We start from the raw sequence: 16,712 nt of genomic DNA, 5'->3' as shown, positions 1-16,712 counted from the left end.
GCCCTCCAGAAGGTACTTACGAGCTCTGTGGGAAACACAAATCTCAGCTTCGGTTCGCGGTGACGGAATTGATGTCCGTCTGCAAGCGGGAGTAGAAGAGCGCAGGATCAGTCGATTGCTGGCGCTGACTCGGCGTCGTCGCTCGTGGCAACGTCGCCTGTTCGACGGTTGGACGGTAACTCGTTGTGGGGGTTGAACCCGTCGGCGCTCTCGTAGAGGTGGCACGCGATGTCTTGGTCTGCGTCAATGTCCGCCTTCTGTTCTAGCGGTGGAACGACCTTGTCGCAGACATCCCCAATGTACTCTGGACAGCGCGCTTTGAACCGACAGCCAGTCGGAATATCGATGACGTCGCCTACTTCGCCCTGCAGCTCAACCCGCTCGCGCCCCACTTCCGGGTCAGGCACAGGGACTGCATTAATGAGTGCCTGCGTATACGGATGTTGGGGATTTTCGATTATTTGGTCTGTCGGCCCTTTCTCGACGATTTTACCCATATACATGATGGCGAGACGGTCACACATATGTCGGAGCAAAGAGAGGTCGTGGCTAATGTAGACGACCGAGAGTCCAAACTCGTTGGTCATTCGGTCAAGCAGCGACAAGACTCCGGCTCGGAGGCTCACATCAAGCATCGACACCGGTTCGTCCGCGACGATGAAATCGGGGTCAAGCACAAGCGCTCGCGCGATGGCGACCCGCTGGCGCTGCCCGCCCGATAGTTCGTGAGGGTGTTGGTCGAAGTAGTGTTCGGCGGGTTGGAGCTCCGCGAACTCTAGCGCACGCTGGACGCGTGCGGTCTCGTTACGGATGTTATGGATGCGGAGTGGCTCGGCTACGATATCGTACACCGTCATCCGGGGGTTCAGGCTCTCGAACGGATCCTGAAAGATCATCTGCGCGTTCTGCCGGAATTCCTTGATTTCAGCGTCACTAGCCTCAGAGAGCGCTTTGTCGTTATACACGATGTCACCGTCGGTCGGCTCGTGGAGTTTCACGAGCGACATCCCTGTCGTGGTCTTCCCGCAACCGGACTCGCCTGCCAGCCCAAGCGTCTCGCCTGCGTGGAGATTGAAGCTGACACCGTCAACTGCGTGGACGTATTCGGGCTCCCCGTTGGAGATCGACTGCATCAGACTTGCTATCCACCCCTGACTGACCTTAAAGTGCTTTTTGAGGCTGTCGACCCTGAGGAGTACATCATCACTCATCTCAGTCGTCCCCCACATCCTGGGCTACTGCGGCCTGGTTCCACGTCCTCGGGTCGTCGGCGTATGGTCGCAGTTCCGTGTTGATGTCTTCGGCGTAGTGACAGTACGATCGCAGGCCGTCAGTGTAGTGTGCTTCAGGCTCTTCCTCGTGGCATCGGTCGGTCGCCATCGGACACCGCGCTGCGAATCGGCACCCCTGCGGTGGGTCTACCAATTCAGGCGGATAACCCGATATGGATAATAAGTCTTGGTCTATCTTTCGGATGTTTGGAAACGCCCGCTTTAGGCCAATCGTGTAGGGGTGATACGGTTGCTTGAATATCTCCTCAACTTGTCCCTCCTCTGCCACCTTCCCGGCGTACATCACAAGGACGCGGTCGCAGGTCTCGGCGACGACGCTCACGTCGTGGGTAATTACCAGCATTGAGGAGTTAACTTCCTCTTGGATTGAATTGATACGTTTGAGGATTTGATCTTGCATAATGACGTCGAGCGCCGTGGTCGGCTCGTCGGCTAAGATCAGTGCCGGTTCGAGCACAAGGGCCATCGCGATCATAGCGCGCTGGCGCATCCCACCTGAGAACTGGTGAGGATAATCGTCAGCACGGTCGGGATCCAGCCCCACGAGTTCGAACATCTCGGTCACCATCTCGTTGGATTCGACGCGACCTGTTCCTGGTCGGTGTGTCTCAATGGCTTCGACAATCTGCTCGCGGATGGTATACACGGGGTCCAACGAGTTCATCGCTGACTGAGCAATCATTGAGATTTCTTCCCACTTGAGACGGCGGCGCTCGGGGTCGGACAGCGTGGTGAGATCGTCGTCCTTGAACTTGATGCTGCCGCCGTTTACGTATCCGGTGTCGGGGAGGATGCCGATTATCGCCTTGGCGAGCGTCGTCTTGCCGCAGCCGGACTCACCGACGATGCCGAGGTTCTCGCCCTCTTCGAGCTCGAACGACACGCCGTCGACCGCCTGCACTGGACCGTCTTCGGTTTCGTAGTAGACTTCGATGTCGTTGACTTCGAGTAGACTCATTGTAACTTGGGGTTGGTTATCTCTTCGTAACCACGGCCGATGAGGAAGCCGCTAATCACGAGTAGCCCAATGCAGATGCCCGGCGGTACGAACCACCACCACGCACCGAACTGCAGCGCCGAATACGCCCGCGAAGCTTGGAGCATCGTACCCCACGAGATAGTATTCGGGTCGCCAAGGCCGATGAACGAGACGCCTGCCTCGGCGAGGATAGCCCATGCGATGCCAAACGAACCGTACAGGAACGTCAGTGGCAGAACGTTGGGCACGAGGTGCCTGCTAATGATGTGCCAGTCGCTCGCACCGGCGACCTCCGCTGCCTTCACGAATGGCCGCTCGCGGAGTGACAATGCCTGTGACCGAATGACGCGAGCGGTCGAACGCCACTGGAGAATTATCAGTGAAAGTATGATGTTCCACAGGCTCGGCCCCAGTACCGCGACCAGGACGATGACGGTCGGCAGCAAGGGCATTCCATACAGAAAGTCGACCAGCCGCATCAGCGCATCGTCGACTTTCCCACCGTAGTACCCTGCAATGAGTCCGACGAGCGTCCCGATCCCAGCGGTGAACACTGCAGCGATGAGGCCGACCAGCAGAGCCGCCCGTGTGCCGTACACGAGTTGGCTGAAGATGTCGAACCCTTCTGCGGTCGTCCCGAGGAAATAGGCGTTGTCGGCACCAAGAAGTGATGGCTCGGCCCACTTGTCGATAATTATCTCTGCGTCGCCCTGATATTGGCGCTCGAGCGGCTTATGAGTCGCAATGAATGGCGCGAAGATGGCGATAAGAACGAATACTGCCACGGTTATCAGCGAGAGCTTGACCGATAGTTCGTCGGTCAGCTTCCCCCAGTGATCGTGAAGCGTCTCACGCCAGAGGCGAGCAGTCCGTTGCCACTTATTGATATCCTCGTCGGATGAACTGCCGTCGAGGTCGGCGAATATCGACTGTCTGGTTTGTTCTTCTTGAGCCATTATTTTAGTCGTAGGTTACCCGCGGATCGAGGTATCCGTACGCCAAGTCGGCGACGAAGTTCAGAACGATGATGGTCGAAGCGAGGACCATAAACGTCCCTTGCGCGACAGGAAAGTCCCGCCGAAGCACTGCTCGGACCATCTCCCGACCGAGGCCGGGCCACGCGAACACCGTCTCGATAAGGACGCTTCCACCGACGGCGTAGCCGAGAGCGATGGCCGCAGCCGTAACGATGGGCAGCAAGGCATTCCGCGCGGCGTGTCTAAACATGATCGTCCGCTCTTTCAGCCCCTTCGCGCGGCAGACGTCAATGAAGTCCTCAGAGAGCACTTCGAGCATGCTAGAGCGCATGATGAGCAGCGGATATCCCATGAAATAAAATCCCAGCACCAACGCCGGGGCAAAGAGATGATGCAGGAAGTCCACCGAGAACACCATCTCCCAAAACCCCGTGTTTTGGGTACCGAGGCTGGTCATGCCACTCATCGGGATGACGCCGAGGCCCGCACCGAATATCCACAGGACGATCAACCCTACATAGAAGGTAGGAACACTTCGTGCGGTCAGCGCGGTAATGACCGCACTCCGCTCGAACCGGGAGCCGCGATACCAGCCCGATAACACACCGAGCGTGATACCGATGGCGTAAGCCGCAATGAACGCCGTCAGCATGAGCACGAGCGTGTTCGGCAGGTAGGTCGTGATGACATCTGTGACCGGTTGGTTCGAGTGGAATGACCGACCAAACTCCAACATTAGTAGGTTCTCGAGGAACTTGATGTACTGAACGTGCAGTGGTTGGTCAAGTCCGTAGCTCGCGATAATCTGTTGGCGTGCTTCCTGCGTCATCTGCGAGGAGACCACGTAGGACGTCGGGTCGCCGGGCATGAGCCGAAACAACCCGAATAGCACGGTTCCGACCGCCCAAAGCGTCACAATGAGTTGGAGTATGCGCCTTATGACAAAATTCGCTTTTCCCATATTATTGTACTGTTATTGTGTTTACGTTGCTTTATGTGAACGACCACATTGAAGTTGGGTCACCATCGGTCAGTCGTTGCTTGGCGCTTGGAGCATGCCATCGTCGTTCCACGTGTAGCCAGCCTCTTTGAGTCGGTTCCGAGCTGCCTCTCGGCTCTCCTTGTACGTGGGCACGTCCTCCGTGTGGAGCGAACCGAACGCTGATGAGACGATGTTGAACCCGGGATCTGGGAGGCCGAATAGAATTTGCTTGACGATGGGCGTCCGCGGAATCGTCTCGACCATCGCCTTCCGAAGCTGCTTGTCGCCGAGGCCCTTTTCGCGCTCGTTGGGAGTGAACATCCAGAACGTTGGAGCGGTCTGAAACGTCGTACCGATGTTCTCGTTGTTTTGATTTTGATCGAGGCTACGGTCGATGCGACCGAACGGTTCGTAGTTGAGGTCGCCGTTGATCAGGTTTTCCCATACCGTGGACGCCTCGGGGATAACGCGCCAGAACCGCTTTTCGAAATCGACGGGCGCGAAGTGCTCGGTGAACTTCGATAATCCAAATTCGCTTCCCTGCTCCCAGTAGTCGAACATCATTGGACCGCTACCGACCGGCTCTTGAATGTTCGCCTGGCTCGGATTATTGCGGTCAGCCCACATATGCTCGGGAATAATGGGGATGAGATTCGCGACTGCGAGATTGAACGGACCAAGCGGCTCAGACATATTGATTCGAACCGTCTCCTCGTCGATCACTTCGGCATTGTCGATATACTCCGACTGCGTAGAGTACAGGGGCACCTCATTCTCGTTGATATAGTTGTATGTGAACGCTACGTCCTCGGCGGTGAGATTCTCACCGTCATGCCATGAGTGGTCGGTTCGGATGGTGTATTCCATCGTGGTTTCGTCGACTCGGTTCCAATCCGTGGCGAGGCTGACCTCGGGGTCAGGTTCAGCATTATTGTTAATTTGGACCAAGAAGTCGTACATCACGTTGAACTGGTAGACGTGCTTGCTCTCGTCGTTGTGGCCCAGTACGTTCATCGTCGACAGTGTCTCTGGCCAATAGCCCTTCAGGGTGTCCTCGCCGCCCTTCATCTCGAGGTTTATCATGGTCCAATAGGAGTTGAACCCGTTCGCAAGATCCGCCTCCCAATTTCCAACCTGATTCTTATTGTAGATGGCCGCCTGTGGCATCTGCGTGATGGGCATTGTCGGCACGTCGTCCATCAGCGTCCGCTGAATCTTGTGAGCCAGCTCAACTCGGGTATCGCTATTCGGTTCGGCCAGGTAGTTCGCCATCATCTTGTCGAGTTCGGGGTTTTCGTAGCCGGAATAGTTACCCTGACCCGCCCCCGTGTTCTCGGAATTAAACAGGTTGTTCAACTCCATCACCGGTTCAGAAACGAAAAACGTGTGCCACGTCGCGAAGCTGTAGTTATACTCTTCAGACACTCGACTGTACAACGTGCCCCATTCGAGCACGTCGACTTCCACGTCCAGCCCGAGCTTGTTTAATTGGTCCGCGATGAGATTGATCGCGTCGTGTCTAGGTGGGTTGTAGCTCTGTGCATTGTTCACGTACGTATACGTAGAAAGACCTGAACCTGGACCACTATTGTTGGCGCCACCGCCCGTATTATCTCCACCGGCCCCATCGCCGCCTTGATCTGAACAACCGGCCAAGGCCGTCATACCTACGATTCCACCCGCTGTCGTCGCTTTCAGAAAGCGGCGACGTTTCATTTGGGTGTTATCATCTCTCATGATACCTGTTATCGTGAACCGACCTACAAAATATTTCCGGTGACTTTGTCACGTATACAATATTGTAACGAAATAGTTAAAATATAATTTCAAAAGCGGTGAAATCCGAGTTATAACCGTTTAGATACATATTTTGTACTATATCACCATTGATATTGCCATAAATAGGAAGACTATTGTGAAACCATGTCACACTACATGTCGATGACCAAACTACCAGACGAGGTCGTGGGAAACGCCTACCGAAGTACGGTCGGATGGGAACTCCTGACCGAGTTGGAGGACCTAAACGACCGAATGCCGGGTCACGAGGGCGAAAGACTCGGTGCGGACCGAGTGTCCAAGACGTTCGAGGCAATCGGGCTGGACAACGTTTCGTTGGACGCGTTTCCGATACCAGCCTGGTGGCGCGGCGACGCTAGCCTCACCGTGGCTCACGGCGACCGAGAGACAACGTTCGATCAGTCGCACGAACTTGTCGAGTTGCCAGGGACGCCATCGGGCGAGGTGACGGGTAAACTCGTGGATATGGGATACGGTCTCCCCCAAGACTTCGAGACCGTAGACCTCTCGGGAGACATTGCGATGGCGTCCAGTCTCACCCCCGACGACTACGGTCGGTGGGTCCACCGGTCGGAAAAATACCGTTACGCCGCTGAATCCGGTGCCGCGGCGTTCGTTTTCTACAACCACGTCGAAGGTGCACTTCCACCGACAGGAAACGTCGGGGCCGTGAACGGACCGGGGCCGATTCCGGCTATTGGTACGAGCAAAGAAATCGGCGCACGACTCCAGCGTTACTGCGATGACGACGCTGTTGAGGCAACCCTGTCAGTCATGTCGGAGGTTGGCCGCGGCACCTCGCACAACGTCGAGGGGACCGTTGGTCCCGACACAGACGAAGAAGTGCTGTTCACGGCGCACGTGGACGGACATGACGTAGGGACGGCCGCCAACGACAACGGGTTCGGGACTGCCATGGTCATCGAAGTCGGGAAGATGCTGGTGCGGGTCGCAGACGAGTTGGAAACGAAAGTTCGCCTGGTCGTCTTCGGGGCCGAGGAAACCGGCCTGTACGGGTCGTATTACTGGACCCACACCCACGACTTACACAATGTGAAATGCATCGTCAATATCGACGGCGCAGGCTACTCTCGGAACCTCGAAATCCACAGTCACGGCTTCGAAACGATAGCCGACGTATTCAACACTGTCAGCGAGGAGTACGGAATTCCCATTACCACCGAAGACCAGATCCAACCAAATAGCGATCACTGGCCGTTCGTCCAGCGTGGCGTCGCGGGCGTCCAAGGACGATCTTCCTCAGACGAAAGCGGGCGCGGGTGGGGCCACACTCATGGCGATACACTCGACAAACTTGACGTGCGCGACCTGCGCGATCTGTCGATTCTCTGCGCCGCAGGCATCGCGCGACTCGCCCAGCGCGATGTTGAAGTCAGTCACGTCGACGCTGAGGAGATAAGGCAAAACTGTGTGGAAGAGGGATTCGACGTTGGGATGAAGGCGACAGAGTCGTGGCCGTGGGGGGAAGCGAAAGACTGGCCTTGGGAGAACGAGCTGTAGCCGCCCGGGGCGACTTACCGAGTAGGCTGATCCCTGCGGACAGTGTTCCCCTTTCACTGTCCTTTTTTAGCGCGTGACATCCTCCTCGCCGTAAACGGCGGGGCTTCCCACAGACCGGTTCTGCTGAATTGGGTGTTTGCAGGTGTGCACTCCACCACCGCAGTCGGAGTTGGAATCTCCGAGCGCAGTCCCGTGAGGGTACTGGTGGACTGCTGGCAGTGTCGTTCGGAAAGACGCTCCGCGTCTTTCGTGATGACGAGACGGCGAAGCCGTCTCGAACCACCACACTACCGGTACTCCTATCCTCACCGTGTTCGGACCCGCCGTTTCGGTTCCGGCGGAACCGAAACACGTCGTCGCCAGATTCGGAGTTACTTGCTTGGAGTCGCACTCGGACGCGCCAGAAGGGGTTTCCTTCCGCTCTGTTGTTTGGTGTGTTGGTTGTATTCGTCCGACACTCAGAAGACGGCGGGAATCTCTGTAACTGTTTCGCACCCAAAGACGGCGCTGTATCCCCGCCCTGAAGGACGGGGTTTTAACTCCTGCAATGAGAAAAAACCCCACTATCTAACATTGCAACCAGTAGTGTCTTCGACCAGTATTGTAACTCTATGGAATAGTCTGTGGAATAATATGTTCGGATGATTCCTGCGCGTAAACGCGCAGGAGGATGTCAATGGCCAAGACCGACGCCACGTCCTCGACCGAGAACTCGGCGCTCGATGAGGATCGCAACCAGCGCCTCACGATCAATCCGCCCAAAACGGCGAACGTCGCGGCGTGACGGTCTCTTCGACCTGCGTCCAGACGAGCACCACGCCGACCGCCGCGAGGACCGCGCCGAACGCGAACGGGACGACGAAGCCGAACGCGACCAGAAATCCCGATAGCAACGGCCCGAAGGCCACACCGAATCCGAATGCCATCGTCAACACCGACAGCGTCGATCCGGATCGCCGGTCGGGTGCGAGGTCGCCGGCCAGCGTGAGGGCGGGCGCGAACACCATCGCGCCGGCCACGCCCTGCCCGAATCGGGCCAGGAACATCAGCCAGGGGTCGTAAAGCAACCCCTGCACGAGCGTGGTGGGCACGAGAAGGACCATCCCGATCACGATGAAGCCCTTCCGGCCGTAGAAGTCGGTCGCGCGACCGATCGGCACTTGCAGGAGTATCTGGGCGAGGACGAACGCGGCAAACTGGAGGCCAAACAGCGTCGGACCCTGATCGAGGCGGGCGTTGATGATATCGCCCAGGGTCGCGAACATGGCGATTCCGACCGCCATGAAAAACGAGACGACGCCGAGGGTGAAGACGGGGTCGAGCGTTCCCGCACCCGTTCGGTCAAAGATCGAAAATCCGTCGGTCGACTCGCTTTTCTCCGCCGTCGGAGCTTGCTCCGTCGCCGGGGATATCTCCGGGTCCCGAATCAAAAACAGCACGAGGAGGAAACTGAGAGTGGCGGTAAACGTGGCGAGGTAGAACGCCGCGTCGAACCCCCCGAATCCGACTCGGATCCCCCCGAGGTCGAGTTCGTAAGGACCGGTGGAGACCACGAATCCGGCCGCGACGGGTCCGACGCCGAATCCGACGAGTCTGAACGTGTTGTACAGACCCATGTTCCCGCCGCGGTTCGACGACGTCGCCAGGTCGTTGACGAGCGCGACCGTTGTCGGAATGATCAACGCACCGGCGACCCCCTGTAACACGCGCAGGACGAACAGGTGCCAGTAGGTCGACGCCAGTGAATACGAAAAACTCGCGGCTCCGATGAGCACCAGACCGACGAGGACGAAGATCTTGCGTCGTCTCAGTCGATCCGACAGCCGCCCGGTGATCGGCTGTAGCGGACTGTTGACGAACCCGAACAGCGAGAGGACGATGCCGGTGATGGCGACCTCGGTCAACCCGAACGTGCTCCCGGCTATCAACTCGCTTCCGATGAAAAGCGGGAGAACCACGATCAGAAACGAGTTGCCGATCGACTCGGTCATCCGAGCGAGCGCTAGGGCGAGCACTTGCGAGTCGACGACCAACCGATTCGACGTCATTCGAAACTCCTCACACTGACCGTGCTCCGGTATGGATTCGGGACCGCCCCCTGATATATAATCCGGAAAGGATCCGTCGAAATGGGGATCGCGACCTCGCGTCTGCGGAGCACGTCGTCGTCTTCGTTCCCGCGGCGAAACGCGGATCGGACGACCCATTGGAAGACATATCTGGAATCAGCTTTTGATTCGAAAGTACGGGGTCGTACGTCGCTACCATTCTAAAGAACAAACCGCATGAATGAGGGACGCCTCGTCTAGTGTAATGACTACGCGGAAAACGCAACTCGACATCCGGGGAATGAGTTGTGCCAACTGCTCGGGGACGATCACCGACGCGTTACGTTCGCTCGACGGCGTCTTCGAGACGAACGTCAACTTCGCGACGGACGAGGGGACCGTCGAGTACGACCCGGAGCGAGTCTCGCTCGTCGAGATCTACCGCGCGATCGACGACGCTGGGTACCGGGCGGAGCGGGCGACGGCCGCGATCGGCATCTCGGATATGACCTGCGCGAACTGCGCCGAGACGACGGCGCGGGCGCTCGAATCCGTGCCCGGCGTCGTCGAGACGGAGGCGAACTACGCGACCGACGAGGCGCAGGTCGAGTACAACCCGCGGGACGTCTCCCGTGAGGATCTCTATGATGCGATCGAGAACGCCGGTTACACGCCCGTTCGCGACGGCGGTGACGGCGAGGAGTCCGATCGAGATCGACGTGACGCCGCGCGCCGGGTCGAGGTCCGAAAGCAGCTCCGGCTGACGCTGTTCGGGGCTGCGCTTTCGGCCCCGCTCCTGTTCTTCATCGTGGAGCGGTTTTTGCTCGGGGGGGCGGTGCTGCCGGAGACAATCCTCGGCGTAGAGTTCGGGTGGGTCGAGTTCCTGCTGGCGACGCCGGTTCAGGTCGTGCTCGGCTGGCAGTTCTACAGGAACTCCTACACGGCGCTCGCGAAGAACGGGACCGCCAACATGGACGTCCTGATCGCGCTGGGTTCGTCCACGGCGTACCTCTACAGCGTGGTCGTCCTACTCGGACTCGTCGCCGGCGGGATGTACTTCGACACCGCCGCGCTCATCCTCGTGTTCATCACGCTGGGGAACTACCTCGAAGCGCGCTCGAAGGGACAGGCCGGCGACGCGCTGCGGAAGCTCCTCGAGATGGAGGCCGAGACGGCCACCGTCGTCGACGACGACGGAAACGAATCCGAGATCCCGCTGGAGGAGGTCGAGGTCGGCGACCACATGAAAGTCCGACCCGGGGAGCGGATTCCGACCGACGGCGTCGTCGTAGCGGGTCAGAGCGCCGTCGACGAGTCGATGGTCACCGGCGAGTCCGTTCCGGTCGAGAAGGGCGAGGGCGACGAGGTCGTCGGCTCGACGGTCAACGAGAACGGCGTCCTCGTCGTCAGGGCGACGAGAATTGGGGAAGACACTGCGCTCCAGCAGATCGTCCGGACGGTTGAGGAGGCCCAATCCCGTCAACCGGACATCCAGAACCTCGCGGATCGCATCTCGGCGTACTTCGTCCCCGCCGTCATCCTGAACGCGATTCTGTGGGGGGCGGTCTGGTACCTCTTCCCCGAGGCGCTCGTCGGCTTCGTCGGAGCCCTACCGGTCTGGGGGCTGGTCGGGGGCGGGCCGACGGCGCTTTCCGCGTTCGAATTCGCGGTCATCGTCTTCGCGAGCGCGGTGCTCATCGCCTGTCCCTGCGCGCTGGGGTTGGCGACGCCGGCCGCGACCATGGTCGGGACGACGATCGGGGCGAGAAACGGCGTACTGTTCAAGGGCGGCGACGTTCTCGAACGGGCCAAGGACGTAGACGCGGTCGTCTTCGACAAGACGGGGACGCTCACCGAGGGCGAAATGGAGCTGACCGACGTGATCGCCTTTGACGCCGAGGGGGGAGCGATCACCGACGGTGGCGACGCGGGGGGTGACGGCAGCGACGCGAGGGGTGATGGCGGCGACGTGGGGAGCGGAGACGGCGAGGCGGATGCCGCCGGCGCGGAGACCGGTGGTCGCAATCCGACGGCGGACGGCGGCCAACTCGCCGCGCGAGACCGCCTCTCCGAGGACGAGGTGCTCCGGCTCGCGGCGACGGCCGAGAGCGGGAGCGAACACCCGCTCGCCCGCGCCATCGTCGGGGGAGCCGCGGAACGCGGCCTTGACGTGAGTGACCCTGCAGACTTCGAGAACGTCCCGGGACACGGCGTCCGAGCAACGGTCGACGGCGGGGAGGTGCTGGTCGGAAACCGCAAGCTGCTGCGCGACAACGGCGTCGATCCGTCGACGGCCGAGCCGACGATGGAACGCCTCGAAAACGAGGGGAAGACTGCGATGCTCGTTGCCCGTGTGCCGGTGGGCACGAACGAGGGCGAACTCGCGGGCGTCGTCGCCAACGCCGACACGGTCAAGGAGAACGCGGCGCGGGCGGTCGCCGCGCTGCAGGAGCGCGGCGTCGACGTGCTGATGATCACAGGGGACAACGAGCGCACCGCGCGCGCCGTCGCCGAGCGGGTCGGCATCGGCCCCGAGGACGTTCGCGCGGAGGTGCTCCCGGAGGACAAGTCGGAGGCCATCGGGAGGATTCAAAACGAGGGACGGCGCGCGATGATGGTCGGCGACGGGGTGAACGACGCACCGGCGCTGGCGGTGGCGTACGTCGGCACGGCGATCGGGAGCGGAACGGACGTGGCCATTGAAGCGGCCGACGTGACGCTGATGCGCGACGACCCACTCGACGTGGTGAAGGCGGTTCGAATCTCCGACGCGACGCTGGCGAAGATCAAGCAAAATCTCGGCTGGGCGCTCGGGTACAACGCGACGCTGATTCCACTTGCGTCGCTCGGGCTGCTCCAGCCGGTTCTGGCGGCCGCCGCGATGGCGTTCTCCAGCGTGTCCGTCCTGACCAACAGCCTGCTGTTCCGTCGGTACACCCCCGATCACGACTACAAACTGCTCGGCGTATTCCGGCGCTGATCACGCTTCCGTCGCGTGCCCCAGCGCGTACGATCGAATCGCCGCTGCGGTGAGCGAGACGAAACGTGTTTCCGGTGGAGCTTCCCCTCAGCACCCTTATGCGCTCGGTTGGCGTACGAATAGTATGAGTGCCACGGGCGGCCGGACCGCGAACGAGGACGAAGCGGAAACGGAATCGGGTCGTCGGACACTCCTGTTGTTCGTCGTCGCCTCGTTGACCTTCGGTACCGCCTTCGTCGGCATCAAGGCCGGGTTGGTCGATCTCCCGCCGGTGCTTTTCGCCGCGATTCGCTACGACATCGGAGCGGCCGTCCTGCTCGCGTACGTCTACCGGCGCGGCGGCTACTGGCGGCCGCACACCCGAAACGACGTGATCGCGGTCGCGATCGCCGGCGTCTTCCTGTCAGGGTTGAACGCCACGCTCCTCTTTTCGGGGCAGCAATACCTTACCACCGGGACCGCCGCGGTCATCTTCAGCCTCGTTCCCGTCCTAGCACCGCTGTTTGCGCTGGCGCTGTTGCCTGAAGAGCGCGTCGACCTCGTCGGAATGGTCGGCATCCTGCTCGGCGTGGTCGGCGTGGCGATCATCGTCGGATTGAACTCACTCTCGACGACCGGTGAAGAGACCGCCCTCGGCGTCGCTCTGGTCGGCGGTGCTGCGGTCGCGGCGGCGTTCGGGAGCGTCCTCCTGCGCCGGACCGATCGCTCGATCCCGGGTCTCGGCATGACGGCGTGGGCGCTCGTACTCGCCGCTGGATTGGTCCACGGGCTCAGCCTGCTGATGGGCGAATCGCCGACCGACGTCACCCCAACGCTCCGGGCGCTCGTCGCCGTTCTCTGGGTCGGTCTGCCCGCGACGGCGCTTGCGTTCCCAGCGTACTACGGTCTCATCGACCGCGCCGGGCCGGTTCGAGCAAACCTCATCAGCTATTCGGTGCCGCTCGTGGCCACGGGCGTCGGCACGGTCGTCCTCGGCGAGGCGATCCCCATCCGAACCGTCTTGGGCTTCGCAGTCATCGTCGTCGGCTTCGGCCTCGTCGAGCGACGCAACCTCGAGTACGAAGTTCGAAGACTGCGCGGGTTACCCGTCCCACCCGATCACGGCGACGAGCACGTCTGCGAATCAGCTCCTCGTGGGTGACGGACAATTATCAGATCGGTGGACGCGGTTTACGTCCACTTGGACAAGTTAGCGAGAGTCACTCACGTGTTGGCTCATACACCTGAATCCAGCCATCGCTCTCAACGGTGATCTCATAGTCGTAAAATGAAAACTGGACTACTCGAGGGACAGCACTCGTCGAACCGGTAAACAGGGATTTTTCGAGAGCCACCGCGTCAACCGAGTCGTACAAGAGCGGCGATCCAGTGATGGACAGGATGTCAACCCTTTCGGCTTTGGCGACGGCTTTGAGGATGGCAGCCGTCAAATCGAACGTTTCATCTCGGTTATAGTGATACCGACTGACGAGGTTCTCCAGCCGTGGAAACGAGTCAGTTGTGAGTCCAGCCCACTTTCGTCTGATATGTTTTCACCTCCTTGGCTTCACATCTTCTCTGTTTTTCCGTCAGTCGCTCCTTCCGTGGAGCGATCAAAGACAGTTACCCAGCCGTCGGCTTCGACGCGCACCTTGTATTGCTTGTACTGGAATTCGACGGTCGCGTCCGTGTTGGTTTCGACCGTCTCAGAGCGGTCGAAGAGAGTACGTTCTATGGTTTTGACCTCCTCCCACGACTACAGTCGTGGGATTCCCACGAGCGACGGCCCGTTGAGTTAGGATGGGTACGGTTCGCACACCAACGAGGTGCTGGCCGGGCCAAACGGCCGTTACTCCTATCCTCAACACCACTACTCCACTCGTTTCCAAGTGGATTACGAGGTGTGTCGACGGATTCGGAGGTACTTGGGGATGTAGCGTCGGTACCTGACGTGAGGTATTCCGACGGGGTACCGTCGAGCCTCGGTCGGGAGGTCCGAATGTGTCCGATTGTCCCAGTATGAGCGCGGACGTGCCGCGTCGGATGTACAGAGAACCGCGCGGAGAGCACCTAAGACTATGCCACACACTGAAAGGAGACGATGACGGCGATTCATCCCACGACTCAAGTCGTGGGCTGTCTCACCTGAAATCCTGTAACATCCACTAGTTCGTATAATCGTGGGTGCGTGATGTTGGTCAGTGAGACGTTCTCGGTCTCAGTGATCGCACTCATAATCAGGGTGGTTAAGTCGCGAGGCTCGGTAGGGTCATAGTGAGTTTGTATCACGAAGGTCCAGCATCCATCACCATCAGAGATTTCTCTGGGCGTTGGAGCATCCATTCGCCTGTCGGCGGGTGCGGGTTTGGGTTCGGTGTGGTCGGTCTCGTGTGAAGGACGTGAATCGGCTGGTTTCTCGTCCACTAGCGTCACTCCTGGTTGTGAGTTTTCTTATTCTTGGTCGTGTTTATCCCTGTTCGTAGTCTCTTTGCGCATGTGTTTCTTGGGCGGCGTCAAGACTCGCTCCTGCCCCTTCGGGGACGGCGAGCACCTGCACGGCGTTTTTGTCCGCGACGAGTATTTTTTCAGTCTCGCCGTCCTCGACCTCGATAATATCCAAATTGACCAGCTTTGGGACGTGAGTGTGGTATAACGAGACGTACATCTCGTCGCGAGCGGTGGCTGTGATATCCTCTTCGGGGATGTCACGTTCCCAGGCGACGAGCTCCGTCGCCAACTCTTTGAGCGTCCAGCGCGAGCTCGAGAGGAGCGACTAGATGATGTACCGCCGTCTCGGGTGGGCGAGTGCCTCATAGACGAAATCTAACTCCAAGATCTCTGCAGGAGGCGAGTGAGCACTCCGGATGTAGTCATCGACGCTTCGTTGCAGGTTTCCCCCGTTTTCTGGCTGCTCCGAGTCGTCGGTCATACCTCCTCGGTTGGTGTGACGTGGAGAAAAATTTGCCTCTACGTGTCAATACGGTTCCAGGTGTGCGGATTATGAGCTCCTAGCACATACTCAGTCGGTAGTGAATCCCTTTTGCGTGGTAACGCACCCACCCATCTTAAAGACCGCTTGAGGTTCAACACGGCCAGAGCGTGGCTTCTCGGAGGGTCTTCTGCATTAGTCGAGATACCGTGGATGGATCCACGCAAGATCATCTCCGAAGGCATCGATCCACGCGCGTGCGTCACTCACGTCTGCAACCCGTTCTCCAGATTTGGACACACCATGTTTGTTGAACTCAACGGCAACGAGTGTCTCTGCCGCAGTGTTACAGTAGAGGGCTCTGGTGCACTCGGCATCTAAGGCCACGAGTTCTCGGGTTCCCTGTTCGTAGCGAGTGATCGCCTGGGCCATGTTCGCGGCGTGGTCTCCGTGGCGGTATCTGTTGATCGTAACGAACAGCCCAGTGTGGACGTCGAGATGCGTCCAGTAGCTGAACGTCCCGCCGCAGCTTGGACACGTGAGGTGTGGAAGGCTGTCTTCGAGTGTTTCCGTGTATTCCCAGCGAGGGTGACAATCGCCACAGTGTTCGCAGAGTGAATGTTCGCCCTGACGTGCCATCGTCTTGGACGTGAGTTCTGTGGAGTCAATCGACATGGACGGTCGATACTGTGTGGAGACGGGACATAGGCCGATGGGTGTCGGTTCCGAATGTTCCGATACCCACCCGAAGACGACGGGACGGCGTGTGGATACGGAATCAGTCGACAGATTGTAGAGATGGACTGGGCAGGTCGTCGGCCTTGTCGGTTCGGCCCCTAAGTTGCAGGACATGCTCGATGGAGTGTGATGACATCCTCCCCGCCGTGAACGGTGGGGTTTCCCCATCCGCGCTCGGGGTCGCCCCGGCCATCGCACCTCGCAAAATGGTGCGTGGGACTCCGGGGCGTCCGACGGGGGCAAATCCACCCGCTTGCGCGGGGTGTCTCTGTTTGTGCGCAGTACGTGAGTCCCGTGAGGGATGTGGCGTCTTCGGCGTCCCGAGGGACGCGGTATCTCCTTGCACCGTGCATCCCCGTCGTCCACGAGGGAGTTGGGGGATGCCCCCGGACGACCCTTTCGAGGCGTCCGAGCACGGGTCGTGCCATCGACCTGCGTCACCTCTCTGACACAACGGTGACGCTCAAGCGCGGCAGGCTCGCGTTTT

The 16,712-nt window shown here is 59.6% G+C and carries 13 protein-coding genes and 1 pseudogene; 3 read left to right on the top strand and 11 right to left on the bottom strand.

Annotated elements, in window-relative coordinates:
• Positions 1 to 107: 107 nt before the first annotated feature.
• The 5 genes from C3L37_RS05735 to C3L37_RS05715 form a co-directional block, all read right to left on the bottom strand.
• Positions 108 to 1,211 carry an ABC transporter ATP-binding protein gene (locus tag C3L37_RS05735; protein WP_129113666.1) on the bottom strand — a complete coding sequence of 368 codons (1,104 nt, stop codon included), beginning with the start codon at positions 1,209 to 1,211 and terminating at the stop codon, positions 108 to 110.
• 1 nt (position 1,212) lies between these two features.
• Positions 1,213 to 2,250 carry an ABC transporter ATP-binding protein gene (locus C3L37_RS05730; RefSeq protein ID WP_129113665.1) on the bottom strand — a complete coding sequence of 346 codons (1,038 nt, stop codon included), beginning with the start codon at positions 2,248 to 2,250 and terminating at the stop codon, positions 1,213 to 1,215.
• Positions 2,247 to 3,227 (bottom strand): ABC transporter permease, encoded by a 981-nt coding sequence (locus C3L37_RS05725; protein WP_129113664.1) that lies wholly within the window; start codon positions 3,225 to 3,227, stop codon positions 2,247 to 2,249. Before C3L37_RS05725 ends, C3L37_RS05730 begins: the two co-directional genes overlap by 4 nt.
• A 4-nt stretch (positions 3,228 to 3,231) precedes the next feature.
• On the bottom strand, positions 3,232 to 4,209 hold the full coding sequence (locus C3L37_RS05720; protein WP_129113663.1) for an ABC transporter permease: 978 nt from the start codon (positions 4,207 to 4,209) through the stop codon (positions 3,232 to 3,234).
• 69 nt (positions 4,210 to 4,278) lie between these two features.
• Entirely contained in the window at positions 4,279 to 5,967 is a 1,689-nt protein-coding gene (locus C3L37_RS05715; RefSeq protein ID WP_228546121.1) for an ABC transporter substrate-binding protein, read from the bottom strand.
• Between the two features lie 204 nt (positions 5,968 to 6,171).
• Between C3L37_RS05715 and C3L37_RS05710 the strand changes: the two genes are divergently transcribed.
• Complete coding sequence (locus C3L37_RS05710; protein ID WP_129113662.1) at positions 6,172 to 7,551, top strand: M28 family peptidase; 1,380 nt, start codon at positions 6,172 to 6,174, stop codon at positions 7,549 to 7,551.
• A gap of 749 nt (positions 7,552 to 8,300) precedes the next feature.
• Here the strand turns inward: C3L37_RS05710 and C3L37_RS05705 are convergent.
• Positions 8,301 to 9,599, bottom strand: a complete 1,299-nt coding sequence (locus C3L37_RS05705) for an MFS transporter (RefSeq protein ID WP_129113661.1) — start codon at positions 9,597 to 9,599, stop codon at positions 8,301 to 8,303.
• Positions 9,600 to 9,864: 265 nt separating this feature from the next.
• Between C3L37_RS05705 and C3L37_RS05700 the strand changes: the two genes are divergently transcribed.
• Together C3L37_RS05700 and C3L37_RS05695 are read left to right on the top strand one after the other, a co-directional pair.
• Complete coding sequence (locus C3L37_RS05700) at positions 9,865 to 12,579, top strand: heavy metal translocating P-type ATPase (RefSeq protein WP_129113660.1); 2,715 nt, start codon at positions 9,865 to 9,867, stop codon at positions 12,577 to 12,579.
• 124 nt (positions 12,580 to 12,703) lie between these two features.
• Positions 12,704 to 13,720, top strand: coding sequence for a DMT family transporter (locus C3L37_RS05695; protein WP_129113659.1), 1,017 nt, complete (start codon positions 12,704 to 12,706; stop codon positions 13,718 to 13,720).
• 58 nt (positions 13,721 to 13,778) lie between these two features.
• On the opposite strand, the gene C3L37_RS05690 is transcribed toward C3L37_RS05695, so the two are convergent.
• The 5 genes and pseudogenes from C3L37_RS05690 to C3L37_RS05680 form a co-directional block, all read right to left on the bottom strand.
• Positions 13,779 to 14,009 carry a HalOD1 output domain-containing protein gene (locus tag C3L37_RS05690; protein WP_129113658.1) on the bottom strand — a complete coding sequence of 77 codons (231 nt, stop codon included), beginning with the start codon at positions 14,007 to 14,009 and terminating at the stop codon, positions 13,779 to 13,781.
• Between the two features lie 116 nt (positions 14,010 to 14,125).
• Positions 14,126 to 14,293, bottom strand: a complete 168-nt coding sequence (locus C3L37_RS25675; protein WP_164974713.1) for a HalOD1 output domain-containing protein — start codon at positions 14,291 to 14,293, stop codon at positions 14,126 to 14,128.
• A 732-nt stretch (positions 14,294 to 15,025) separates the two neighbouring features.
• Positions 15,026 to 15,313 (bottom strand): annotated as a pseudogene (locus C3L37_RS05685) (DUF7344 domain-containing protein); the annotation flags it as partial.
• 18 nt (positions 15,314 to 15,331) lie between these two features.
• Positions 15,332 to 15,487 (bottom strand): hypothetical protein, encoded by a 156-nt coding sequence (locus C3L37_RS24175; RefSeq protein WP_164974682.1) that lies wholly within the window; start codon positions 15,485 to 15,487, stop codon positions 15,332 to 15,334.
• Between the two features lie 195 nt (positions 15,488 to 15,682).
• Entirely contained in the window at positions 15,683 to 16,162 is a 480-nt protein-coding gene (locus C3L37_RS05680) for a hypothetical protein (protein WP_129113656.1), read from the bottom strand.
• Positions 16,163 to 16,712: the final 550 nt, after the last annotated feature.

The organism is Halegenticoccus tardaugens (genome assembly GCF_004116405.1).
Lineage (GTDB): Archaea > Halobacteriota > Halobacteria > Halobacteriales > Haloferacaceae > Halegenticoccus > Halegenticoccus tardaugens.
This window is presented reverse-complemented; position numbering and strand designations above follow the sequence as displayed.